General features: G+C 73.8%; 21 protein-coding genes and 1 pseudogene. 11 read left to right on the top strand and 11 right to left on the bottom strand.

Going from position 1 to position 22,837, the window contains the following annotated elements:
* Window positions 1-60: 60 nt before the first annotated feature.
* Window positions 61-294, bottom strand: a complete 234-nt coding sequence (locus KIK08_RS21105) for a hypothetical protein (RefSeq protein ID WP_214404939.1) — start codon at window positions 292-294, stop codon at window positions 61-63.
* A gap of 130 nt (window positions 295-424) precedes the next feature.
* On the opposite strand from KIK08_RS21105, the gene KIK08_RS21100 reads away from it, so the two are divergent.
* Together KIK08_RS21100 and KIK08_RS21095 are read left to right on the top strand one after the other, a co-directional pair.
* On the top strand, window positions 425-2,824 hold the full coding sequence (locus tag KIK08_RS21100) for a phosphoketolase family protein (RefSeq protein ID WP_214404938.1): 2,400 nt from the start codon (window positions 425-427) through the stop codon (window positions 2,822-2,824).
* Window positions 2,821-3,891, top strand: coding sequence for an acetate/propionate family kinase (locus tag KIK08_RS21095; protein ID WP_214404937.1), 1,071 nt, complete (start codon window positions 2,821-2,823; stop codon window positions 3,889-3,891). Before KIK08_RS21100 ends, KIK08_RS21095 begins: the two co-directional genes overlap by 4 nt.
* Here the strand turns inward: KIK08_RS21095 and KIK08_RS21090 are convergent.
* Genes KIK08_RS21090 through KIK08_RS21080 form a run of 3 tightly spaced genes read right to left on the bottom strand, consistent with a single transcriptional unit; the run spans window position 3,876 to window position 5,742 of the window.
* Window positions 3,876-4,862 carry a hypothetical protein gene (locus KIK08_RS21090; protein WP_214404936.1) on the bottom strand — a complete coding sequence of 329 codons (987 nt, stop codon included), beginning with the start codon at window positions 4,860-4,862 and terminating at the stop codon, window positions 3,876-3,878. The two genes, KIK08_RS21095 and KIK08_RS21090, sit on opposite strands and share 16 nt — an antisense overlap.
* Window positions 4,793-5,512 (bottom strand): CbtA family protein, encoded by a 720-nt coding sequence (locus KIK08_RS21085; RefSeq protein ID WP_214404935.1) that lies wholly within the window; start codon window positions 5,510-5,512, stop codon window positions 4,793-4,795. The genes KIK08_RS21090 and KIK08_RS21085 overlap by 70 nt, the downstream gene beginning before the upstream one ends.
* Window positions 5,513-5,526: 14 nt before the next feature.
* Window positions 5,527-5,742, bottom strand: coding sequence for a CbtB domain-containing protein (locus KIK08_RS21080; protein ID WP_214404934.1), 216 nt, complete (start codon window positions 5,740-5,742; stop codon window positions 5,527-5,529).
* Between the two features lie 268 nt (window positions 5,743-6,010).
* Between KIK08_RS21080 and KIK08_RS21075 the strand changes: the two genes are divergently transcribed.
* Both KIK08_RS21075 and KIK08_RS21070 read left to right on the top strand, forming a co-directional pair.
* On the top strand, window positions 6,011-7,582 hold the full coding sequence (locus KIK08_RS21075) for a DHA2 family efflux MFS transporter permease subunit (RefSeq protein ID WP_308257769.1): 1,572 nt from the start codon (window positions 6,011-6,013) through the stop codon (window positions 7,580-7,582).
* A 111-nt stretch (window positions 7,583-7,693) separates the two neighbouring features.
* The gene (locus KIK08_RS21070) at window positions 7,694-8,458 is read left to right on the top strand and encodes an SDR family NAD(P)-dependent oxidoreductase (RefSeq protein ID WP_214404933.1); all 765 of its coding nucleotides are present in this window, start codon (window positions 7,694-7,696) and stop codon (window positions 8,456-8,458) included.
* Window positions 8,459-8,500: 42 nt separating this feature from the next.
* On the opposite strand, the gene KIK08_RS21065 is transcribed toward KIK08_RS21070, so the two are convergent.
* From KIK08_RS21065 to KIK08_RS21055, 3 genes are read right to left on the bottom strand one after another with little or no spacing between them, the layout of a single operon-like run.
* The gene (locus KIK08_RS21065) at window positions 8,501-9,529 is read right to left on the bottom strand and encodes an ABC transporter substrate-binding protein (protein ID WP_214404932.1); all 1,029 of its coding nucleotides are present in this window, start codon (window positions 9,527-9,529) and stop codon (window positions 8,501-8,503) included.
* Window positions 9,530-9,576: 47 nt separating this feature from the next.
* A complete protein-coding gene (locus KIK08_RS21060) occupies window positions 9,577-10,452 on the bottom strand; it encodes an NmrA family NAD(P)-binding protein (RefSeq protein ID WP_214404931.1) in 876 nt (291 codons plus the stop codon).
* A gap of 48 nt (window positions 10,453-10,500) precedes the next feature.
* Complete coding sequence (locus KIK08_RS21055; RefSeq protein WP_214404930.1) at window positions 10,501-11,358, bottom strand: SDR family oxidoreductase; 858 nt, start codon at window positions 11,356-11,358, stop codon at window positions 10,501-10,503.
* Between the two features lie 101 nt (window positions 11,359-11,459).
* Here KIK08_RS21055 and KIK08_RS21050 point away from each other — a divergent pair, with 101 nt between their 5' ends.
* The 5 genes from KIK08_RS21050 (at window position 11,460) to KIK08_RS21030 (ending at window position 17,241) form a co-directional block, all read left to right on the top strand.
* Window positions 11,460-12,626 (top strand): acyl-CoA dehydrogenase family protein, encoded by a 1,167-nt coding sequence (locus KIK08_RS21050; RefSeq protein WP_214404929.1) that lies wholly within the window; start codon window positions 11,460-11,462, stop codon window positions 12,624-12,626.
* A gap of 14 nt (window positions 12,627-12,640) precedes the next feature.
* On the top strand, window positions 12,641-13,126 hold the full coding sequence (locus KIK08_RS21045) for an NUDIX hydrolase (RefSeq protein WP_214404928.1): 486 nt from the start codon (window positions 12,641-12,643) through the stop codon (window positions 13,124-13,126).
* Window positions 13,127-13,228: 102 nt separating this feature from the next.
* The gene (locus KIK08_RS21040) at window positions 13,229-14,131 is read left to right on the top strand and encodes an LLM class flavin-dependent oxidoreductase (protein ID WP_214404927.1); all 903 of its coding nucleotides are present in this window, start codon (window positions 13,229-13,231) and stop codon (window positions 14,129-14,131) included.
* A gap of 237 nt (window positions 14,132-14,368) precedes the next feature.
* Complete coding sequence (locus tag KIK08_RS21035) at window positions 14,369-14,995, top strand: hypothetical protein (RefSeq protein ID WP_214404926.1); 627 nt, start codon at window positions 14,369-14,371, stop codon at window positions 14,993-14,995.
* Window positions 14,992-17,241, top strand: coding sequence for an N-6 DNA methylase (locus tag KIK08_RS21030; RefSeq protein WP_214404925.1), 2,250 nt, complete (start codon window positions 14,992-14,994; stop codon window positions 17,239-17,241). Before KIK08_RS21035 ends, KIK08_RS21030 begins: the two co-directional genes overlap by 4 nt.
* Before the next feature lie 61 nt (window positions 17,242-17,302).
* Here the strand turns inward: KIK08_RS21030 and KIK08_RS21025 are convergent, their stop codons facing one another.
* The 4 genes from KIK08_RS21025 to KIK08_RS21010 all read right to left on the bottom strand — a co-directional run bounded on the left by KIK08_RS21025 (window position 17,303) and on the right by KIK08_RS21010 (window position 21,987).
* The gene (locus KIK08_RS21025; protein ID WP_214404924.1) at window positions 17,303-19,147 is read right to left on the bottom strand and encodes an ABC transporter ATP-binding protein; all 1,845 of its coding nucleotides are present in this window, start codon (window positions 19,145-19,147) and stop codon (window positions 17,303-17,305) included.
* A 139-nt stretch (window positions 19,148-19,286) separates the two neighbouring features.
* The gene (locus KIK08_RS21020) at window positions 19,287-20,372 is read right to left on the bottom strand and encodes a Gfo/Idh/MocA family protein (protein ID WP_214404923.1); all 1,086 of its coding nucleotides are present in this window, start codon (window positions 20,370-20,372) and stop codon (window positions 19,287-19,289) included.
* Window positions 20,373-20,418: 46 nt separating this feature from the next.
* Window positions 20,419-21,162 carry a sugar phosphate isomerase/epimerase family protein gene (locus KIK08_RS21015; RefSeq protein WP_308257768.1) on the bottom strand — a complete coding sequence of 248 codons (744 nt, stop codon included), beginning with the start codon at window positions 21,160-21,162 and terminating at the stop codon, window positions 20,419-20,421.
* Window positions 21,163-21,267: 105 nt separating this feature from the next.
* Window positions 21,268-21,987 (bottom strand): GntR family transcriptional regulator, encoded by a 720-nt coding sequence (locus tag KIK08_RS21010; RefSeq protein WP_214404922.1) that lies wholly within the window; start codon window positions 21,985-21,987, stop codon window positions 21,268-21,270.
* A 226-nt stretch (window positions 21,988-22,213) separates the two neighbouring features.
* On the opposite strand from KIK08_RS21010, the gene KIK08_RS42270 reads away from it, so the two are divergent.
* Both KIK08_RS42270 and KIK08_RS21005 read left to right on the top strand, forming a co-directional pair.
* Window positions 22,214-22,342 (top strand): putative leader peptide, encoded by a 129-nt coding sequence (locus KIK08_RS42270; protein ID WP_408004700.1) that lies wholly within the window; start codon window positions 22,214-22,216, stop codon window positions 22,340-22,342.
* Between the two features lie 62 nt (window positions 22,343-22,404).
* Window positions 22,405-22,837, top strand: a pseudogene (locus KIK08_RS21005) (hypothetical protein); the annotation flags it as partial.

Below are 22,837 nucleotides of genomic sequence, written 5' to 3'. Positions count from 1 at the left end.
GGTCACCCCCAGGACACGCGGACGGGGCCCACCGGCCGGCGGGGCCCCGTCCGGGTCCGATCAGCGTCCCAGGCGCTGGGCGAGCATCTGCTTGCCCTGCTCGCCGCCCTTGCGGCTCTCGCCCTGGGCGCGGCGGAAGAACTCCGCCAGCTCGTTGTCGCCGTGGCGTTCGGCGTCCTGCGCGTACTGCTCCATGCGCAGCGCGTTGCTCAGGCACTGCTCGGTGAACCAGATCAGGTTGTAGTCCTTGTCCGCGGTGCCGGTGACCTGGCCGGACTCGGTCGCGCTCGGCATCGAACGTCCCCTCTGTCGTCGGTGATGGACGTCACACGAGATACCCCGCCGAGCGCGGCGTAGTCATCGACGAGCGGTTGCGGGCGTTTCGACCCGGGATGGACCAGCGGGGTTGGGGTAGAACACCCACATGGCGGTCACCGCGACGAACGCACCGGACACCACCACCCGATCCGACCTGGAGCTGTTGGACGCCTGGTGGCGCGCGGCGAACTACCTCTCGGTCGGGCAGATCTACCTGATGGACAACCCGCTGCTGCGCGAGCCGCTGGCGCCCGAGCACGTCAAGCCGCGGCTGCTGGGGCACTGGGGCACCACCCCCGGGTTGACCTTCCTGTGGGCCCACCTCAACCGCGTCATCGCCCGCGACGACCTCTCCGCGCTCTACATCACCGGCCCGGGGCACGGCGGGCCCGGCGTCGTGGCCACCGCCTGGCTGGAGGGCACCTACTCCGAGCGCTACGCGCACGTCCCGCGCGACGCCGAGGGCATGAAGGAGCTGTTCCGCCAGTTCTCCTTCCCCGGCGGCATCCCCAGCCACGCCGCGCCGGAGACGCCCGGCTCGATCCACGAGGGCGGCGAGCTGGGCTACTCGCTCATGCACGCAGCGGGCGCGGCGTTCGACAACCCCGACCTGCTGGTGGCCTGCGTCATCGGCGACGGGGAGGCCGAGACCGGCCCGCTGGCCACCAGCTGGCAGCAGAACAAGTTCCTGCACCCCGTGCACGACGGCACCGTGCTGCCGATCCTGCACCTGAACGGCTACAAGATCGCCAACTCGACGGTGCTGGCCCGCGTCCCGGACGACGAGCTGTCGGACCTGCTGCGCGGCCACGGCTACCGGCCCTACGTGCTGGAGGGCGGGTTCGACGGCGAGGACCCGATGGCCGTGCACGCCCGGATGGCCGAGGTCATGGACGAGATCGTCGCCGAGATCGCCCGCATCCGGGCCCGCGCGGCCGAGCAGCTGGCGGCCGGCGAGGAGGTCGAGCGCCCGCACTGGCCGGCGCTGGTGCTGCGCACCCCGAAGGGCTGGACGGGGCCGAGGGAGGTCGACGGCAACCCGGTCGAGGACAACTACCGCTCCCACCAGGTCCCGCTGTCCGAGACGCGCACCAACGAGGCCCACCGCACGCAGCTGGAGGAGTGGCTGCGCTCCTACCGGCCGGATGAGCTGTTCGACGACGACGGCGGCCCCCGCCCCGAGCTGCTCGCCCTCGCCCCGAGGGGGGAGCGGCGGATGAGCGCCACGCCGCACGCGAACGGCGGTGAGCTGCTGCGCGACCTGCGCCTGCCGGACTTCACCCGGCACGCCGTCGACGTGCCGGAGCCGGGGTCGGGGCCGGTCAGCGCGACCGGCACGCTCGGCGCCTGGCTGGCCGACGTCGTGCGCGCCAACCCGGACAACTTCCGGATCATGGGCCCGGACGAGACGGCCTCCAACCGGCTGCAGGCCGTCTTCGAGGCCACCGACCGGCAGTTCATCGGCCGCATCCGCCCCGGCGACGACCACGTCTCCCGCGCGGGCCGCGTCCTGGAGGTGCTGTCGGAGCACCTGTGCCAGGGCTGGCTGGAGGGCTACCTGCTGACCGGCCGCCACGGTCTGTTCAACTGCTACGAGGCGTTCATCCACATCGTCGACTCGATGTTCAACCAGCACGCCAAGTGGTTGACCGCCACCCGGCACATCCCGTGGCGGCGCCCGATCGCCTCGCTGAACTACCTGCTGACCAGCCACGTCTGGCGCCAGGACCACAACGGCTTCTCCCACCAGGACCCGGGCTTCATCGACCACGTGGTCAACAAGCGGGCCGAGATCGTGCGCGTGTACCTGCCGCCGGACGCGAACACGCTGCTGTCCACGATGGACCACTGCCTGCGCACCCGGAACTACGTCAACGTCGTGGTGGCCGGCAAGAACCCCGGCCCGCAGTGGCTGACGATGGACGAGGCCATCGCGCACTGCACGCGGGGCATCGGCATCTGGGACTGGGCCTCCAGCGACCAGGGCGCCGAGCCGGACGTGGTGCTGGGCTGCGCGGGCGACGTGCCGACGCTGGAGGCGGTGGCCGCGGTGTCGCTGCTGCGCCGGCACCTGCCCGAGCTGAAGGTGCGCCTGGTCAACGTCGTCGACCTCATGCGCCTGCAGGACGAGCGCGAGCACCCGCACGGGCTGTCGGACCGCGAGTTCGACGGCCTGTTCACCGCCGACAAGCCGATCGTCTTCGCCTACCACGGCTACCCGCAGCTGATCCACCGGCTGACCTACCGGCGCACCAACCACCGCAACATCCACGTGCGCGGCTACAAGGAGGAGGGCACCACCACCACGCCCTTCGACATGGTGATGCTCAACGACCTCGACCGGTTCCACCTGGTCATGGACGTGATCGACCGGGTCCCGGGGCTGGCGGTGCAGCACGCCGGGCTGCGCCAGCACATGGTCGACGAGCGGCTGCGCTGCCGGCGCCACACCCGCGAGCACGGCGAGGACGCCCCGGACGTGGCCGACTGGGTGTGGCCGGGATGAGGGTGCTCGTCGTCAACGCGGGCTCCTCCACGGTGAAGCTCGCGCTGCTCGACGGGGACGAGCTGGTCAAGCAGAACTCGGTCGACCCGGGCGACGCCCGCGACGCGCTGGCCGACCTCGTCTCCGACCCGCCCGACGCGGTGGGGCACCGGATCGTGCACGGCGGGAGCCGGTTCACCGGGCCGACGGTGGTCGACGACGAGGTCGTCGACGAGCTCGACGCGCTGCGGGCCCTGGCGCCGCTGCACCAGGGCCCGGCCCTGGACGCGCTGCGCCAGGCCCGCGACGCGCTGCCCGGGGTGCCCCAGGTGGCCTGCTTCGACACCGCGTTCCACCGCACGATCCCGGCCGCGGCCAGCACCTACGCGATCCCGGCCCGGTGGCGCGACGAGTTCGGCGTGCACCGCTACGGCTTCCACGGGCTGGCCCACGGGTGGGCGTCGCGCCGCGCGGGCGAGCTGGTCGGTCGGCCGGTGGGGGAGCTGCGGACGGTCGTGGCGCACCTGGGCTCGGGCGCCTCGCTGTGCGCCGTCGACCGCGGCCGCTCGGTCGACACCACGATGGGCCACACCCCGGCCGCCGGGCTGGTCATGGGCTCGCGCGGCGGCGACCTCGACCCGGCCGTGCCCACCTACCTGCTGGGCCGCGGGCTGACGCCCGGCGAGGTGGACGAGGGGCTCAACCGGGCCGGCGGGCTCAAGGCGCTGGCCGGGACGTCGGACATGCGCGAGGTCGTCGCCCGCGCCGACGCCGGCGACCCCGACGCCACCCTGGCCCTGGACGTGTGGGCGCACCGCGCCCGCGCGCTCGTCGCCGCCATGGTGGCCGCGCTGGGCGGACTGGACGTGCTGGCGTTCAGCGGCGGGGTGGGGGAGCACCAGCCGGGGCTGCGCGCCCGCCTGGTCGACGGGCTCGGCTTCCTGGGGGTCGCGCTCGACCCCGCCCGCAACGCGGCGGCCGACGGCGACGCCGTCATCGGGGCCGACGGCGCCGCGGCTGCGACCGTCGTGGTGCACGCCCGGGAGGACCTGGTCATCGCCGGGGAGGTGCGTCAGCTGCTGGGCTGATCCGTCGCCTCGGCGGCCGGGGAGGGCTGCGACAGCGCCGCCCACCCGGTGACCAGCAGCCCCAGCCCGCCACCGAAGGCCACGACCGTCGTGATGCGGTCGAGGTCGAACGACCAGCCGAAGGCCAGCACCGCCCGGTGGAAGCCGGTGGTGTCGAACGCGGTGAGCAGCGCCGCCAGCGCGCCGGCGGCCGCGCAGCACGCCGGTCCCAGCCCGTTCCGCGCCGCGACCAGCCCGGCCCCGACCAGTCCGAGCACCCAGCACGCGACGCCGATCCCGGCCGCGCCGAGCACCGCGCCCACCGACACCGGGACGTCCAGCACCAGCGCCGCTCCCAGCACGTGCACGGCGTGCGCGGCGACCACGACCACCGCCACCGCGGCCACGCCCAGCTCCGCGGCGCGGGCGCCGGGCTCGTCATCGCGGCGCCGCAGGGCCGCCGTGCCGCCGAGGCAGAACGTGCCCAGCGCGGCGGCCGCCGTCAGGGCCCACCACGGCGCCGGCGCCGGAGGCGGCGGCCACACCCGGTCGCCGCGCACCAGTACCCGCTCCCCGCCCACGAGCAGCGGGACCTCCCAGGCGGTGGCCGCCCCGGCCGCGGGCTCGGCCAGCCGGGGATCGGTCCAGGCCGCCGAGGAGCCGGGCGGCACAACGGGCTCCTGCCCGCGTTCCCGGCCCTCGGGCGGGAGCACCTCCACGGTGCGGTCCGTGGCGTTGTCCAGGCGCAGCCGCGGACCGCCGTCGACCACGGTGACGGCGATCCCCCCGACCGCCGGGTCGAGACCGGCCAGCACGGGCAGGCTGTCGGCCGGCGCGGCCTCGACGTCGCCGTGCGCGATCGCCGGGCCCGCGCCGACCAGCAGGAGCAGTCCGACCAGGCCCAGCAGCAGCCGGGCCCGGCTCAGCGGACGGCGGCCGGGCGGGCGGCCCGGTCGACCAGCGCGGCGAACACCAGCGCCAGCGTCGTCCACAGCACGAGGTGCCCGCCGAGGGAGGCGATCCGGAAGTCGTAGAGCACGGTGGCCGGGAAGTCGTCGGGGGTCTCGGCGATCGGCGGCAGCAGGTACGCGACCAGCGCGACCAGCACCACGTATCCGCCGGCGGCGGCGAGCACCGCGTTCCACCAGCCGAGTGTGACCGACAGCCTGCGGGCGAGCGCGGCCGCACCGGCCGCGAGGCCGACCGACACCGCCACCAGGATCACGAACAGCCCCGTGCGCAGGCCGATCGTGTCGTCGAGGCTGGAGGCCGGCGGGTTGGCCGGGTACTTCAGGAACGGCACCAGCACCGCGGAGACGAAGCCGACCGCGGCCACGACGACGACCGTGGCCCGCGCGCTCAGCGCGCCGATGCGGCCCTGCGCCGCGGCGTGGACCAGGGCGAGGATGCCGCCCACCGCGACGCCGTAGATCACGAAGCCGACGGCGAGGCCCAGGGTGCTCTGCACCCCGCGGCTGACCAGCTCCTCGCCGCCCGCTTCGCCGGCCGCGGCGGCCAGCGCGTCCTCGTAGGCGATGCCGCCGTCGAGGGCGGGCTCACCGACCAGGTTGGCGAACAGGGCCGCCAGCAGCCCGGCGAGCAGGCCCGCGAGCATCCCGCGGACCAGCAGCGTGCGCACCACGTCCGGACCGCCGCTCAGTGGCAGGGGAAGCCGAGCAGGTGCCGGCCGTCGTGCACGAACTCGTGCAGCATCTGGCCGGAGAAGACCGAGGTGGCGCCCTGGTCCATGCCGACCAGGTAGAGCAGCGCCAGCAGCACGATCCCGGCGAAGAGCGCCCACGGGGCGATCTCGCGCAGCGGGATCGGGGCCGGGACCGCGACGGGTCGGGGTTCGGCGGCGGCCTGGGACATCGGCTACTCCACTCCTGCGACGCACATCTGAAGAGATGTTCAGATGTGGAGTCTTGGCGGGCGGGGGGCGGGTGTCAAGGCGGGCGACTTCGGCTCCCTCGGGGTCGAGCACGCTCGCAGTGATCTCCGGCACCGGCCGCTGCCGGCGGGAATGGCCCGGACGTGCGGCGCGTCCCAGACCGGGACCCGCGGGGACCGATTAACCGGCGGCGCGCTGTCGGTCCTACCTCGTAGCGTGACCCCGAACCCCGAACGCAGAGGAAAGACCGTGACGACGACGCACCCCCAACCCGGCCGGGCGACGGCGCCCCCCGCCGCGATGAGCGCCCGCGACCGCACCGTGATCGGGGTGCTGCTCGTCTCCGCCTTCGTCGCGATCCTCAACGAGACGACGATGACCGTCGCGCTGCCCGTGCTGCTGCAGGAGCTGCAGATCCAGGCCAGCGTCGGGCAGTGGCTCACCGCCGGGTTCCTGCTGACGATGTCGGTGGTGATCCCGATCACCGGGTTCCTCATCCAGCGCGTCGGCACCCGGGTCCTCTACGCCACCGCGATGACGCTGTTCAGCGCCGGCACGCTGGTCGCCGCGCTCGCCCCCGGCTTCGCGGTCCTGCTGGTCGCCCGCGTCATCCAGGCCGGCGGCACGGCGATCATGATGCCGCTGCTGATGACGACGGTGATGACGCTCGTGCCGCCGAACCGGCGGGGTGCGCTGATGGGCAACATCTCCATCGTCATCTCCGTCGCCCCGGCCATCGGCCCCACCGTGTCCGGTCTGGTCCTGCAGACCTTCGGCTGGCGGGCGATCTTCTGGCTGGTGCTGGCGGTCGCCGTCGTCGCGCTCTCGCTCGGGCTGCGCAAGATGACCGACATCGGCGAGCGCACCGACACCCCGGTCGACGTGGTGTCCGTGGTGCTGTCGGTGATCGGCTTCGGTGGGCTGGTCTACGGGCTCAGCTCGATCGGCGAGTCGAGCCACGGCGGCGAGACCCCGGTCGCGGTGTGGCTGGCGTTCGGCCTCGGCGTCGTCGGCCTGGCGCTGTTCGTGGCCCGTCAGCTCCGCCTGCAGCGCACCGACCGCGCCCTGCTCGACCTGCGCACCTTCCGCTCCCGCACGTTCACCACGGCCTCGGTGCTGATGATGGTGATGATGGCCACGCTCATCGGCACCATCGTGCTGCTGCCGATCTACATGCAGGGCGTGCTCGGGCTCGACCCGCTGACCACCGGCCTGCTCCTGCTGCCGGGCGGGCTGCTGATGGGCCTGATGGGCCCGGTGGTCGGGCGGCTCTACGACCGGTTCGGACCGCGCACCCTGCTGATCCCGGGCACGGTGCTGACCAGCCTGTCGCTGTGGTCGGCGACGCTGTTCTCCGCCGACAGCGCGCCGTGGCAGGTCGTGGCGTTCCACGTCACGCTCAGCGCGGGGCTGGCGCTCATCTTCACGCCGCTGTTCACCGCCGGGCTGGGTTCGGTCGAGCCGCGCTTCTACTCCTACGGCAGCGCGATCTTCGGCACCACCCAGCAGCTCGCCGGCGCCGCCGGCGTGGCCGCGCTGATCAGCGTGATGAGCGTGCGCGCCGCCGGGCTGGCCGCCGAGGGGGCCCCGCGGATCGAGCAGACCGCGGGCGGCGTGCACGCGGCCTTCCTGGTCGCGGCCGCGCTGTCGCTGGTGGCGATCGTCGGCGCGTTCCTGATCCGGGCCCCGGAGGTCGAGGACGGCCCGCACGGCCTCCCGCCGGCCGAGGCGGAGGAGCCGGTGGCACCGGCGACGGGCGCCGCGGCGGCGGTGCCGGCGAAGGCCGGTGAGCCGCGGGACGGTGACGTCCCCGCCGGCTGATCCCGGCCTTCCGGGAGACGAACGACATGGACATCGTCGACGCCGGAGCGGCGAAACTGATCTCCGAGAGGTGACCGCGACGGTGCGGGCACCGCGGGCTCGGAGGTGGCGATGGAGCTGAACGGGACGGTCGCGGTGGTCACCGGCGGTGGCACGGGCATCGGCGCGGCGTGCGCGGAGGCGTTCGCCCGCGCCGGCGCGTCGGCGGTGCTCGTCGGCTACAGCCGGTCGGTCGACGAGGCGGAGCAGACCGCGCAGCGACTGCGCGAGATGGGGGCGCGGGGATCGGCCGCGGTCCTCATGGACGTGCGCGACGAGGCCGCCGTGCGCGCCGTCGCCGCGGCGGCGGTGGAAGAGCACGGCCGGGTCGACGTGCTGGTCAACAACGCCGGGACGACCGACGCCACCCCCTGGGGCGACCTGGAGGACATCACCGACGCCGCCTGGGACGAGGTGCTCGACGTCAACCTGCGCGGGGCGTTCCGGTGCACCCGGGCGCTGGCCCCGGCGCTGCGCGAGGCCGGCGGCGCGGTGGTCAACATCTCCTCGATCGCCGGGTACCGGGCGGCGGGCTCGTCGATCGTCTACGGGGTGAGCAAGGCGGCGCTGCTGCAACTCACCCGGTCGCTGGCCCGGGTGCTGGCCCCGGACGTGCGGGTGTACTCGGTCTCGCCGGGCGCGGTGGCCACCCGGTGGCTGACCCGGGTCTTCGACGAGAAGGCCGTCGAGCGGGCCAGCGCCGACACGCGCCAGACGCCGCTCGGGCGCCTGGCGCAGCCCGAGCACGTGGCGCAGGCCGTCGTCGGCCTGCTCGGGATGGACCTGGTCACCGGGCAGGACGTCGTCGTCGACGCCGGCCGGTTGACCCTGTACTGACCGCGCGCGGGCCCGCGTGATCGGCGCGGGCCCGCGCGGCCGTCACTCCGCGATGCGGTCCAGCGCCGGCGCGAGCTGGTCGAGCAGCCAGGGCACGGCCACCACGTTGGGTGCCTGCAGCGCGATCGCGGTGTCGAGGGTGACCGGCTCGTAGCGGCCCTCTGTGACGATCGGCAGCCGGCTGACCACCGGGTTCTGCTCGAACGCCGCGCGGTCGCCGGACCCGGCGAAGGTCATGAACAGCACGTCGGCCTCGTCGAGGCGCCCGGCCTCCTCGTAGGAGAGCCCGACGGTGCCGGGGGCCAGTTGGGCGGTGGCCGGCGCGTCGGCGAAGGACGGCGGCACGGTGAGCCCGAGGCTGTTCATGAACACCGTCGACAGGTTGTCCTTGCCGACGACCATCGGCAGCACGTCGCCGCGGGCCTGCCCGTACAGGTAGGTGCTGGTGGCCAGGTGCGGTCGCGCCGCGGCGAACTCGCGCACGGCCGCGTCGGCCTCCTCGACGACCTGCTGGGCGCCGGGCTCGTCGCCCAGGGCGCGCCCGATCAGCACGGCGTCGTCCTGGATGCTCGACCCGTACAGCTCCCGCTCGAACGTCACGACCGGGGCGATGGCGCTGAGCCGGGTGTAGAGGTCGGGGGCCATCTCCGGCAGGGACACCCCGAGGATCAGATCGGGGTCCAGGGCGGCGACCTTCTCGAGGTTGACGCCCGCGCCCAGCGAGACCTCCTCCAGGGTGAGCAGGGCCGGGTCGACGCGGCCCTCGAGGTAGGGCGGCGCCGGGGTCTCCGGGATGTAGTTGGGGGCGGCGGCCACGATCGGGGCGCCGAGCGCGGTGGCCATCGCGAGGTCGGTCAGGCCGAGGGCGACCACCCGCTGCGGCGCGGCCGGGATCGTCACCTCGCCGTAGGCGTGGGAGATGGTGACCGGGAAGGCGGTGTCCGTAGCGGCGGGCTCCGCACCCGGCGGCGCCGCCGGGGCGGCGGTGCCGCAGGCGCCGAGGAGGAGCGCCGCCGCGGCGGCGAGCAGGGTTCCGCCGGCCCGGCGGCCGACCAACGCGCGAGATGACATGAGGTGAGCCTAACCTGACCTCGCTGGGTAGTTGATCGATCGCGCGACTACGCCAGCAGCGGGCGCAGGTGCTCCCAGGCCCACTGGCCCAGCGTCGTCGGGGTCGTGGTGCGCGGCTCGCGGGGCTGCTCGGGGACGAAGTCGTCGCGGGTGCCGGCGGTCATCCCGACGATCCCCTCGACCGCGGCCTCGGGCAGGCCCGCACCCCGCAGCTGGCCGCGGACGTCGTCGTCGGTGACCGGCAGCGCCGCGATCCGCCGCCCGGTGACCTCGCTGAGGACCTCGGCGACCTGCGCGTGGGTGAGGTCCTCCGGGCCGTGCACGGCCTGCGCCTCGCGACCGCTCCACCCGGCCGCGAGCAGCCGCGCGGCCACCACCTCGCCGACGTCGCGCGGGTCGACCCACGCCATGGGCGCGTCGACGGGCCGGGCCGTGGGCAGCACGCCCTCGCGCAGCGCGTCGAGGCTCATCAGCAGGTTGCTGAAGAAGTAGCCGCAGCGCAGGTGGACGACCGCGGCGCCGGTGGCGTCGAGGGACTCCTCGATGCGGGCGAGCCCGTCGATGTGCCCGACGCCCGCGCGCCGCTCGGCACCGACGCTGCTCAGGAACACCACGTGGCCGATCTCGTTGGCGCGCACGGCCCCGGCGGCGATCCGGCCGAGCTCGGCCGACCCGCCGATCGGGTCGTCGTCGACGTGCGGGGTGGTGTCGAGCCAGAACAGGGCGTGCGCGCCCTTCGTGGCCTCCCGCACGTAGTCGGCGTCGCGCTGGTCGCCCGCGCGCACGTCGACGAGCGGGCGGATCAGCGGGTCGAGCTTGTCGGGGTCGCGCAGCAGCAGGGTCGGTCGCACGCCCGCCTGGACCAGCAGGCGCACGACCCGGCTGCCGACCTGTCCGGTCGGTGCGGTGACGGCGATGCTCATGGCCGCCACGGTAGGCGGCGGGCCCGACGATCCGGGCGAACCGGCTGGTCAGCCGGCCAGCGGGCGCAGCCCGTCCAGCAGCGGGGTGGTCGGGCGGCCGGCCAGCCGGGACAGCTCGCCGGTCCGGATCGCCAGCGCGCCCTCGCGGATCGCGCCGTCCATCGCGACCAGGAACCCGACCAGCTGCGGGTCGACGCCGTTCTCGACCAGGATCCGCCGGTGGTCCTCCGGCGAGACCGACCGGTGCACGACCTCGCGCCCGAGCAGGGTGGAGAAGGCGGCGGCGAGGTCGTCGAAGCTCCAGGCCTCGTCGCCGGAGAGCTCGTAGGCCCGGCCCTCGTGGCCGTCGCCGATGAGCACGGCCGCCGCGGCCGCGGCGAAGTCGGCCCGCGCGGCGCTGGCGACGCGCCCGTCGCCGACGCTGGTCAGCAGCACGCCCGAGGCGCGGACCTGGTCGAGGGTGCGCCCGTAGTTCTCGGTGTACCAGCCGTTGCGCAGGAACGTGAACGGCAGCCCGCTCTCCCGCACGATCTCCTCGGTGCGGACGTGGTCGGGCGCGATCGGCAGCGGCGTGCCGTCGGCGCCCAGCACGCTCGTGTAGACCAGCCGCCCGACGCCGGCCGCGAGCGCGGCGTCGACGGCGTTGCGGTGCTGGCCCACCCGGTCGGTGAGGTCGCCGCTGGAGATCAGCAACACCGTGTCGCCCGCGGCGAAAGCCTTCGCGAGGGTGTCGGGGTCGGTGTAGTCGACGGCGGCCACGGCCACCCCGCGCCCGGCCAGGTCGGCGAGCTTGTCGGGGCTGCGCCCGGCGGCCACGAGCTGGTCGGCGGGCACACCGCGGTCGAGCAGCTCGGCGAGCACCAGCCGGCCGAGCTGGCCGGAGGCGGCGGTCACGACGATCGACATGGGTCCTCCCGGGGAGCGAGAAATACTTCTGTGTTCAAGTATCCCGGGTCGCGGGGCGGTCGCAACTCGCCTTCCGCCCCCCGAGAGGTTAGGACTCGGGGGTGGACCGAACCGAGGACCCGACGCACGCCGACATCCGCGCGGCCGTGCGCGAGCTGTGCCGGCGCTTCCCCGACGAGTACTGGAGCCGCCACGACGAGGACCGCGAGTTCCCGTGGGAGTTCTACGACGCGGTCCGCGACGGCGGGTGGCTCGGGCTCACCATCCCCGAGGAGTACGGCGGCGGCGGGCTCGGCGTCACCGAGGCGGCGCTCGTCGAGCGCGAGATCGCCGCCTCCGGGGCCGGGATGAACGGCTGCAGCGCCGTGCACCTGGGCGTCTTCGGCTTCCAGCCGATCATCGAGCACGGCTCCGAGCAGCTGAAGCGGCGGTTCCTGCCCGCGGCGGCCAGCGGCGAGCTGCACGTGTCGTTCGCGGTGACCGAGCCCGACGCCGGCACCGACACCACCAACATCTCCACGTTCGCCCGCAAGGTGCCCGGCGGCTACCGGGTCAGCGGCAAGAAGGTGTGGATCACCAAGGCGCAGGAGTCGCAGCGGATGCTGCTGCTGTGCCGGACCAGCCCGCGCGACCCGGACGGCCCGCGCACGGCCGGGATGACCCTGCTGTTCGCCCCGATCGACCGCGACGCCGTCGACGTGCGCCCGATCCCGAAGATGGGGCGCAACGCCGTGGACACCAACGAGCTGTTCATCGACGACCTGTTCGTGCCCGACTCCGACCTCGTCGGGGAGGAGGGCCGCGGCTTCCGCACCATCCTGGGCGGGCTCAACGCCGAGCGCGTCATCATCGGCAACTGCGCGCTGGGCATCGGCGAGGCCGCGCTGCGCCGCGGGGTCGAGTACGCCAAGCAGCGCGAGGTGTTCGGGCGCCCGATCGGGAAGAACCAGGGCATCTCGTTCCCGCTCGCCGAAGCGCGCATCCGCCTCGACGCCGCCGAGCAGGTCGCGAACCGGGCGGCCTGGCTCGTCGACCGCGGGCTGCCCTGTGGGCGCGAGGCCAACGCCGCCAAGTACCTCTGCGCCGAGGCCGGCTTCTTCGCCGCCGACACCGCGCTGCAGGTGCACGGCGGGTTCGGCTACGGCCGGGAGTTCCACGTGGAGCGGTACTTCCGGGAGGCCCGGCTGCTGCGGATCGCGCCGATCAGCCAGGAGATGGTGCTCAACTACACCGCCGAGCACGTGCTCGGGTTGCCGCGCAGCTACTGACTAGCCTGCGCGCGGTGGAAGGTCCCTACCGCCGTCGCTCCGCCCGGGTCCTGCTGATCGACGCGGCCGACCGCGTCCTGCTGCTGCACGCGCACGACCACGACCTCTCCTTCTGGATGACGCCCGGCGGCGGCGTCCACGACGGCGAGCCGCTGCCCACGGCTGCCGCCCGCGAGCTGCGCGAGGAGGTCGGGTTGGCCGTGGCGGCCGCCGACCTCGGTGCGCCGGTCGCCTTCAGCGGCGGCTACGTGGAGCTCGACTGGGCCGAGGGCGTCTGCCGCGACGACTTCTTCGCCCACCGCGTCGAGGCGCACGAGGTCGACACGGCCGGCATGGAGGACCTGGAGCGCAGCGTCGTCGACGGCCACCGCTGGTGGAGCGTCGACGAGCTCGCCGCCACCGACGAGACCGTCTACCCGCTCGGCCTGGCCGGGCTGCTGGCCGACCTGGTGGACGGGCGCGTCCCCGCCGAGCCCGTCGAGCTGCCCTGGCACCACTGACCGCTCGGTCGTGGGGCGGGCGGTGCCGGTCGGCGCTGTGATCCCGCTCGATCCGCCGCCCGGACCCGCGTCATCGCGGCCGAACCGGCATAGGCTCGCGCGGTGATCTTCAGCGTCTGGCTCTCCGCCGCCAAGCCGTGGGACGAGGTGCTCGACCTCGGTCGGCACGCCGAAGCGACCGGGTGGGACGGCCTGTGGGTGGCCGACCACTTCATGCGCAACGGCGACGGCCCCAACGACGACCCGATGCACGAGGCCTTCGCCCTGCTGGCCGGGCTCGCCGCGGCCGTGCCCCGGGTGCGGCTGGGCCCGCTCGTGGCCGGCAACACCTACCGCCACCCCGCGGTGCTGATGAAGACCGCGACCACGATCGACCACATCTCCGGCGGGCGGATGGTGCTCGGCGTGGGCGCCGGGTGGCAGGTCAACGAGCACGAGGCCTACGGCATCCCGCTGGGCACCGTGCGGGAGCGGCTGGAGTGGTTCGAGCAGGCCTGCCGGATCTTCACCGGCCTGCGCGACGACGACCGCACCACCGTCCCCGGCCGCTACGACGTCGTCGACGCGCCGCTGGCCCCCAAGCCGGTCGGTCCGCTGCCGCTGCTGATCGGGGCGAGCGGGCAGAAGGTGATGGCCAGGATCGTGGCCACCTACGCCCAGGAGTGGAACACCTGGAGCACGCCGGAGCAGTGGCTGGAGAAGCGCAAGGGCTACGACCGCGCCCTGGACGAGGCCGGCCGCGACCCGGCCACCCTGCACACCTCCACCCAGGCACTGGTCTTCCCCGGGAAGGACGGCGCAGCGCAGGCGGAGAAGGTGCTGGCCGGAGGGACCGGCCGCGCCGCCATCGGCGGCACGAGCGCCCAGCTCGTCGACACGATCGGGCGGTGGGCCGAGGCCGGGCTGAGTGAGCTGATCATCCCGGACTTCACCCTCGGCCCGCCCGAGCGCACCCGCGACACCCTCGACCAGCTGATGGCCGAGGTCGTCCCCGCGTTCCGCTAGCGAGTCGGAGAGGCCGGCCGAACAGCACTGCGGGTGGATGGGGGGAGTGGCAGGGTCGAATTAACAGGCCCCGAGAATGGCAGTACTCACGTGGCTCTGCTAGCGTGAGCTACCTCGGCCGAACGACCCCATGGAAAAGCTGAGCCCCGGGCGGCATGCCGAAGCAGGGGCGACCCGGGGCTTACCCGGCAACACTAGCACGGCTTCCGTTGTCGTGCGCGGAACGCGGAGGTCGACGTGAACGAGGAGATCCCCGGCTGGGTGGAACGCGTGTTGTCGCCGCCCCGGTTCACGCCCTACCTCGTCGCCGCGGGAGGCGATATCGACTCGGCTGTCGCGCTCTACCGGTGGAACGTCGAGGCCGCCGCGGCGTTCGTCGTGCCGCTGCACTGGGTCGAGACGGCGGCGCGGAACCGGATGCACGCGCAACTCGTCGAGCACTTCGGCCAGGAGCACTGGTGGGACACCGCTCCCCTGGACGGCGACGGCCTGCGGAAGGTCGCGGATGCCCGCGGCACGCTGCGGCGCCAGCGCAGGAATGCCGTGGCCGACTCCATCGTCGCCGAACTCAACTTCGGATTCTGGGTCTCCCTGGTGGCCAGCCGGTACCACCGCACGCTCTGGGTGCCGGCACTCACCAAGGTCTTCCCGGGACGCAGCCGCAGGGACGTGCACGTGGACTACCGCCACGTGCTCATCCTCCGGAACAGGATCATGCACCACGAGCCGGTCCACCGTCGGCACCTCGCCGCTGACCACCTGACGCTCGGTCGGCTGATCGGTGAGCTGTCCCCGGAAGCCCTGGCCGAGGTCGCGATGCACGATCAGGTCCCCGAGGTGCTGAGTCGTCGGTACAAGCTGTGACGGAGCGGCCGCCGCCGGGCGAGCGGCTCACCGCCACCGAGCTCGCCCAGCGGCTCGGGACCAGCGTTCCGGCGGTCAGCAACTGGCGACGACGACATGCGTCGTTCCCGGCTGCGGCCCCGGGTCCGCGCGGTGGCACCTTCGACGTCGGGGAACTGGCGTCCTGGCTCGCCGACCGCCGGATTCCCGATGGCTTGCTCCGACCCGGTGAGCAGTCGGGGACCACCTATGCGCAGCGCCTCGTGCACGGCTTCCAGGTCGTGGACGCGGATCAGCCGGCCCGAGCGATCGAAGCCGTGTCCGAGAAGGAGCTCCGGAACCTGGTCGACGGCTTCCGCGCGGAACCGGAGTTCCGCGATGCGATGCTCGGGCTCCTCGCTGTCCGATTGCAGCACCCGGATGTGTTCGCCGAGCTCGCGGAGTCCGCCGAACGGGGCGACGAGGGGCGGGTCGAGCACCTCTTGCGGCGCATCGAGCACGAGGTGGGTCCGCTGTTCCCGGACCTGCCGCAACCTCACCGCGGCCTCCGGCCCCTGCACAGGTTGATCGGACTGGTGCGCGACCTGGTCCTGCCGGCTCCCGACGATCGAACGGCGCTCGGTCACCTCGTCCTGCGCCTGGTCCAGCTCATGGCGCCTTCCCCCGGACCAGGGGATCACTTCACGCCCAGCCGCCTGGCCCGGTTGATGGTCCTGGTGACCGGACCGGGGCGAGGCGCGCGGATCCACGACCCCTTCTGCCGAGCCGGTGAACTGCTGGCGGCGGTCATCGCCCACACCCCACGAGACGCCTTCGCGACGATGGAGCTGAGCGGCGATGCGATGGTGATGCGCTTCGACCTGCTGTCGCGGGCAGCGCTGGCGCTCACCGGTGCGGATGTCGAAATCGGCCTCAGGAACGCGCTCGTCGAGTCGCGCCCGGACGACGGCGGCTACGACGTGATCATGGCTAACCCGCCCTACAGCCTGAAGTCGTGGGAGCTGCCCGGGCCCGGGCCACGGACGTGGTGGCGGTATGGAGGGCCACCGGCGCACAATGCGAACTTCGCCTGGTTGCAGCGCATCATGGAGATGCTCTCGTCCGAGGGCCGGGCGGCGGTCCTGATGCCCAATCACACGACCACCTCGGAGAACGCGGCTGAACGCCGCATCCGTGAGTCGATGGTCGCCGATGGTGTCGTCGAGTGCGTCGTCGCACTGCCCGACCGGCTCTTCGCCTCGACGGGTATCGCGATCTGCTTGTGGATCCTGCGATCACCCGGTACGGCTACCGCGCGGCGGGAGGTCCTGCTGGTCGACGCGACGAGTTCGGGCACGGTGAGCAGGGCCCGGCGCGATCTCTCCGACGCCGATGTGGAGCGCATCGCTGACGAGTACGAACGATGGCGGCAGCGGGGTGACGACTACGAACCGACTCCCGGTCTCGCGGCAGTGGTCCCCATCGGCGAGCTGTTGGGCAACAGCTTCGGGCTGAATCCGCGGGCCCACGTGCGGCCGCTGGTCGAGGAGCAGCGTCCGGCGGCGCGAGGTGCCGAGTTCGCCGAGCTGCACCGTCGTCGAGAGCAAGTGCACCTTCGTGTGCAGGACCTGCGATCGGCGGTCGACAACCGGATGCAGCTGGTGGATCCGGTGGGAGGCGGAACGGGGGAGCCCGTGGTGCGGGCCCGCCTCGGCGACCTGTGCGAGTTGGTGGCGGGGCCCGGGCGCTTCGATCACGACGCGGGCGGCCTGGTCCATCACGTCGTCACCCCGCGCGCCCTCCGGCACAACCGGATCGTCGACGTCGAGGCGGTCGCCGAGGTCGTCGCGGAACAGGTCGAGAGGTACCGCTTGTCGCTCGGCGACATCGTGTGTGTCAGGACCGGCAACATCGGTCGCGTCGGGGTGGTCGGACCGGAGCACGTCGGCTGGTTGGTCGGATCCGGGTGCGTTCGCCTGCGCCCCGGTCGTGAGGTCGACCCGGAGTACCTCGCCTCCTACCTGTCCTCGCCGGCTGTCCGGGAGTGGATCGATCGGCACGCGAGCGGGTCTGCGATCCGGGCCCTCAACACACGGACCCTCGGCGAGCTGCCGGTGCTGTTGCCCGGACACGCCGAGCAGCGACGGATCGCCTCGATCCTGACCGCGCTCGACGCCGAGGCCGCGGCGCTCGACCAGTTGGGCGAGGTGACTGCCCAGCTGCGGGACCTGATCGCGGGAACCGTGCTCCCGGTTGATCGGGGACGGGCGGTCTCCGCTTCCGAGTAGCCCGCGGTTCGTCCGGCACATCATCGTTGCCGGACGAACCGCGGAGGGCTCCGCCGCCCGCTCACCCGGTGAGGAAGCCGCCGGACTGGCGGCGCCACAGGTCGGCGTAGCCGTTGCCGGCGGCCAGCAGTTCGGCGTGCGTGCCCTCCTCGGCGACGCGGCCCCGGTCGAGCACGACCAGCCGGTCCATCCCGGCGACCGTGCTGAGCCGGTGCGCGACGGCGATCGCGGTGCGCCCCTCCATCAGCGTCCACAGCGCCTGCTGGATGTGCGCCTCGCTCTGCGAGTCCAGCGCGCTGGTGGCCTCGTCGAGCAGCAGGATCGGCGCGTCGCGCAGGATCGCCCTGGCGATCGCCACCCGCTGGCGCTGCCCACCGGACAGCTTCACCCCGCGCTCGCCGACCAGCGTGTCGAAGCCCAGCGGCAGGCCGTCGACGAACTCCAGGACGTGCGCGGCGCCGGCCGCGGCGCGGATCTCGTCGCCGGTGGCGTCGGGCCGGCCGAAGGCGATGTTCTCCCGCAGGGTGCGGTGGAACATCACCGGGTCCTGCGGGACGTAGGCGATCAGACCGCGCAGGTCGGCCTGCGACATGCGGCTGATGTCCTGACCGCCGACCAGGATCCGGCCGCTGTCGACGTCCATCAGCCGCAGCAGCAGCCGGATGATCGTCGTCTTGCCGCCGCCGGAGCGCCCGACCAGCCCGACCCGCTCACCGGGCGCGATGGTCAGGTCGAGGCCGTCGAAGAGCGGCTCGTCCTGGCCGCCGTGGGTGAAGCGGACGCCCTCCAGCCGCACACCGGCGCGGTCCGGGCCGACCGGTACCGGCGACTCCGGGTCGAGCACCGCGGGGTCGTCCAGCAGCAGCTCGGTGAACTGGGCGGCCTCGGTGATCGACCGCTCGAGCCCGCGGTAGATCTGGTTGAACTCGAACAGGATCTGGTTGGCCTGGGCGAAGTACGCGACGACGACGATCACCGCGGCCACCCCGGGGCCGCCCGGACGGGCCGCCACGACCAGCGCCAGCACCAGCCCGACGCCGTTGGCCAGCACCGACAGCGGTGCGACGACGGTGTCGATCCGCAGGTTGTGGTAGTCCCACGAAAGCAGCGTCAGCCGCCTGCTCTCCGCGACCCGCCGCCGGTGCTCGGCGCCCTCGCGCAGCTCGGCGGCGTGCGTGCGGACGGCGTCGATGTTGGACAGCACGTCGGAGACGTGCCCGGACAGCCGGGCCCACGCCTCCTCCCGCTCGTCGACCAGCGCCTGGCGGCGCCGGATCAGCGGAGCCACGACGGCGGCGGTCACCACGACCATGCCGAGCATCACCGCCACCAGCCACGGGTCGTAGCGCCAGAGCACGACGCAGGCGAACGTCAGCGGCAGCAGCTGGCCGAGGATCTGGAACGAGATGATGTCGACGAAGTCCTCGAACCGCGACGCGAAGCTGAGCACCCGCTTGGTCAGCGATCCGGCGAAGTTCTCGTGGAAGAACGCCGCGTCCTTGGCCAGCAACGCGTCCATGCCGTCGACGTAGAGCCGCTCGATGCCCAGCGCGTCGACCCGGTTGAGGCAGTGGATGCCCAGCCGCCACAGCGCCTGCCCGCCCAGCAGCGCGGCCACGAACACGACGAGGTAGGGCACGGCGAGCTGCCGGCTCAGCGCCTCGCCCGCCATGACGCGGCCGACCAGGTCGGCCACGATGAGCGGCGGCACGTAGTGGCTGGTGTTGCCCAGCGCCGGGGCCAGCACGGCGACGGTGCTCAGCAGCTTGTGGCGGCCGAGCTCGCGGAAGTAGCGGTGGAGCGCGAGGCGCACCGCCGGTGCGCGGCGCCGGAGTTTCGGTGGTGGTGTGGTCTTCTCCGACGCGGGCGGGGTCGCCGCCGGCGTGTCGGTGACCGCGGTGGTCATGACACTCCTCGGGTTCGGGGGGACCAACCATCGTCGGCACCGCCCCGTCGCCGGTCCACCGAGTTTCCCCGGTGCCCGCCACGGTTCAGCTCCGCTGGTGGTGCCGACGTCCGGGAGTCCTTCGCCGCGGTGCGACCGCTCAGGCCAGCGGGTCCCAGCCCTCCGGTAGCGGGGCAGGGGCCGTGGCCGTGCTCTCCACCGCGACTGGGCCGCCGCTCTCGGCGGCCTCGATCGTGGCGATCATGACGTCGAGGACGTGGTAGGCCACCTCGCCGCAGGCGCGCTCCGGCTCGCCGGCGCGGATGGCCCTGGCCAGCTCGACCACGCCGGCGCCGCGCCCGACCTTCGTCCGGATCGGGGCGGTGCGCAGCACCGAGCCGTCGGCGTGGTGGACCTCCGGGGGCGAGTCGAACTTGTTCGGGTCGCCGACCACGACGCTGGCCTCGGTGCCGGTGATCTCCAGGCGCTGGCGGCGCAGCGGTGAGTCGAAGCTGAACAGCGCCTGCGCGCTCGTGCCGCCGGTGAACGTGTACAGGGCGCTGACCTGGGTCGCGACGGTGACGGGGAAGCGCTGCCCGGCCAGCGGGCCGGAGCCGATGACGCGTTCCTCGCGGGCCCGGGTGGCGACGGCCTGCACCCGGTCGACCGGTCCGAGCAGGTGCACGAGCGCGGTCAGGTAGTAGGGGCCGAGGTCGAACAGGGGGCCGGCGCCGTCGCCGTAGAGGAACGCCGGGTCGGGGTGCCAGCTCTCCGGGCCCGGGTTCTGCAGCTGGGCCAGCGCGCTCAGCGGCGTGCCGATCGCGCCGGACCGGACGAGGCGCAGCGCGCGCTGGAAGCCCGGGCCGAGCACGGTGTCCGGGGCGGTGGCCACCCGCAGGCCGGCCGCGCGGGCGGCGTCGAGCACCGCGCGCCCGCTCGCGCGGTCGAGCGCGAGCGGCTTCTCGTTCCACACGTGCCGGCCGGCGGCCAGCGCGGCCAGCGCCACGTCGACGTGCGCTCGGGGCACGGTCAGGTTGACCACGATCCGCACGTCGTCGTCGGCCAGCAGGGCCGCGGGGGAGCCGCTGGCGGGCACGTCGAACTCGGCGGCCCTCGCTCGCGCGCGTTCGACGTCGAGGTCGGCGACGAACCGCACGTCCACGTCGGGGGCGAGGGCCAGGGTGCGCAGGTACTGGGTGCTGATCACGCCGGCGCCGATGATCCCGACGCCCGCCCGGTCGCTCACCCGAGACCCGGGGCCGCTGCGTCGACCGGTCCGCTCGCGAGCCCGCTCACGCCAGGCCCGCCCCGCGCAGCCACTCCAGGCTGTCGGCGACCGCGGTGAACCGGTCGCCGCGGGTGTCGTCGAGCTCGACCACCCGCAGGGCGTGCGGCGCGGCCCCGACGATCGCCTCGATGGGCAGGGTGCCCCGCCCGACGGCGACCTGGTCGCGGGTGTCGGTGGTGACCGGCCCGTCCTTGAGGTGCAGGGCCGCGACCCGCCCGCCGAGCCGCCCGAGCAGCGCCACCGGGTCCTGGCCGCCGACCGCCGCCCAGTAGACGTCGACCTCCAGCACGACCCGCTCGTCGAGCTCCGCGGCGAGCACCTCCAGCGCGGTCGTCCCGTCGTGGTGGATCTCCAGCTCCTGGGCGTGGTTGTGGTAGCCGACGGCCACCCCGTGCGCGGCCGCCCGCTCGGCCGCGGCCGCGAGGTCGTCGGCGACGGAGCGCACGCCGTCGGGGGTGGTCCAGCGCTCCCGCGCGACCATCGGGTCGATCACGGTGCGCACGCCCAGCTCGGCCGCGGTGGCGAACACCGCGTCGGCGTCGTCGCGGCCCACGAAGGACTGGTGGGCGGTGGGGGCGGTGAGCCCGGCCGCGGGCAGCGCGGCGGCGAGCGCGGCGCCGTGGGTGCTCAACCCGAACGGCTCGACCTGGCGGAACCCCATGCCCGCCAACCGGTCGAGCGTGGCGGGCAGGTCGTCGGTGAGGGCTTCGCGGACGGTGTAGAGCTGCACGGACGGTCCATCGGCCACCCGATCAGCATCACCCGGGGCCAGCGCCGGTGACAAGCACCCGGGTGGGCGCGGACACGGTCGTGGGCGGAGACGGCGCTGTTCGCGCACCGAGCTGAGGCCGATCTAGATGGCCTCGTCGCTCCGCAGGCCGGCCGCAGTGGCGGCGCCGCCCCGCTCGGCGGAGTGTTCCAGGTAGGACCGGCGGGTGAGCTCGGTGTGCTGGCGCATCGCGGCGGCGGAGCGGGTCGGGTCGCCCGCGGCGATGGCCTCGACGAGGTCGGCGTGCTCGGCCCACGACCGGCCCCCGCGCCTGCGGGCCACCGAGCCGTGGTACCAGCTCACCCTGCGGTCGACCTGGGCGACCAGGTCGACCAGGACGTCGTTGCCCGACATCCGGGTGACGGCGGCGTGCAGGTCGGCGTTGGCCGCGATCATCGCCGGGACGTCGTCGGCCTCGACGGCGGCCAGGCCGCGCCGGCAGATCGCGCGCAGCTCCTCGACGTCCTCGGCCGTGGCGTTGCCGGCGGCGAGCCGGGCGGACTCGGTCTCCAGGACCCCGCGCACGACGAGCAACTGGTCGGCCTCCTCGACGGTGGGGGAGTGCACGAAGGCGCCCTGGCCCGGGCGCAGGTCGACCCAGCCGTCGTTCTTGAGCCACTGCAGCGCCTCGCGGACGGGCTGGCGGGACACGCCGAGCGCCACCGCCAGCTCGTTCTCCACCAGGTGCTGGCCGGGCTGCAGCTCACCGCTGACGATCATGTCGAGGATCGCGTTGTGGGCGCTCTCCCGCAGCGGCACCGGGCGGGAGATGCGCCGGGCGGTGGTGCCGGTGGACTCGGGCATTCGGTACTCCCAGCGGGGCGGTGCGGGAGCCAGGGTCTGCACGGCACCCGGCGGGGCCGGTCGGGAACGACCGGCCGATTGCCCGCAGCATACAAAATCCCGGGGCAACGGCTCGTGAAGACCTCACAGGGGACCCCCGCGACGGTGGTGCGTGGCACACAACCCGTGCTTGTTCGCCTGGTGAACAGCGACGTACTTTGGGTGGAGCCGGGACCCTGGAGGCGCCGTGCACCCGCCCGCCTGCGTCGCACTGCACTCTGTCGCACTGCACACCGTCGCACTGCACACCGTGTGGCACGCCTGGCGCCGGCACGTGGACCTGTGCCGCACGTCCACCGCGCTCTGTCCGGGGTGACGCGTCCCCTCCCCACCCGGCGACCAACCCCAAGGACAGAGCATGACCAGTCGGACGCTCCGATGAGCACGTTCACCCAGGCCAAGATGCACCTCGGCGTCGAGATCGGCGGGGCCGGGCACCACCCGGCCGCGGCCGCGCGCGCCGGCGTCGACCCGCAGGCGGTCACCGGCGTCCGCCACCACCTCGCCATGGTGATGGCCGCCCGGCGCGGGCTCGACTTCGTCACCCTGCCCGGCGCGGAGCCCGGTGGCGACGCCACCGCGGCGCTCGGGCTGGCCACCCGGATCGCGCCGGTGGTCAGCGGTATCGACCTGCTGCCCGCCGCCGCGGTGACCGGCCCCGACGACCCCACCGCTGCCCTGGCCGCCTTCGCCGCCACGACGACCGGCCGCGTCGGCTGGCAGCCCACGCCGCTCGGGCCGGACGCCCGGTGGGACGAGGTCGACCGGGTCCTGGAACGCGTCGCCCGGCGCTGGGAGTCCCTCGGCGACG

It is taken from the genome of Pseudonocardia lacus (genome assembly GCF_018531445.1).
Taxonomy (GTDB): Bacteria; Actinomycetota; Actinomycetes; order Mycobacteriales; family Pseudonocardiaceae; genus Pseudonocardia; species Pseudonocardia lacus.
The sequence above is the reverse complement of the archived record's forward strand: the minus strand, read 5'-3'. Positions and strand labels throughout refer to the sequence as shown.

What these genes read in the sequence shown, in the direction of transcription:
- KIK08_RS21105 (WP_214404939.1), bottom strand. Translation starts at nt 294, where the DNA reads ATGCCGAGCGCGACCGAGTCCGGCCAGGTCACCGGCACCGCGGACAAG.
- KIK08_RS21100 (WP_214404938.1), top strand. Translation starts at nt 425, where the DNA reads ATGGCGGTCACCGCGACGAACGCACCGGACACCACCACCCGATCCGAC.
- KIK08_RS21095 (WP_214404937.1), top strand. Translation starts at nt 2,821, where the DNA reads ATGAGGGTGCTCGTCGTCAACGCGGGCTCCTCCACGGTGAAGCTCGCG.
- KIK08_RS21080 (WP_214404934.1), bottom strand. Translation starts at nt 5,742, where the DNA reads ATGTCCCAGGCCGCCGCCGAACCCCGACCCGTCGCGGTCCCGGCCCCG.
- KIK08_RS21070 (WP_214404933.1), top strand. Translation starts at nt 7,694, where the DNA reads ATGGAGCTGAACGGGACGGTCGCGGTGGTCACCGGCGGTGGCACGGGC.
- KIK08_RS21065 (WP_214404932.1), bottom strand. Translation starts at nt 9,529, where the DNA reads ATGTCATCTCGCGCGTTGGTCGGCCGCCGGGCCGGCGGAACCCTGCTC.
- KIK08_RS21060 (WP_214404931.1), bottom strand. Translation starts at nt 10,452, where the DNA reads ATGAGCATCGCCGTCACCGCACCGACCGGACAGGTCGGCAGCCGGGTC.
- KIK08_RS21055 (WP_214404930.1), bottom strand. Translation starts at nt 11,358, where the DNA reads ATGTCGATCGTCGTGACCGCCGCCTCCGGCCAGCTCGGCCGGCTGGTG.
- KIK08_RS21025 (WP_214404924.1), bottom strand. Translation starts at nt 19,147, where the DNA reads ATGACCACCGCGGTCACCGACACGCCGGCGGCGACCCCGCCCGCGTCG.
- KIK08_RS21010 (WP_214404922.1), bottom strand. Translation starts at nt 21,987, where the DNA reads ATGCCCGAGTCCACCGGCACCACCGCCCGGCGCATCTCCCGCCCGGTG.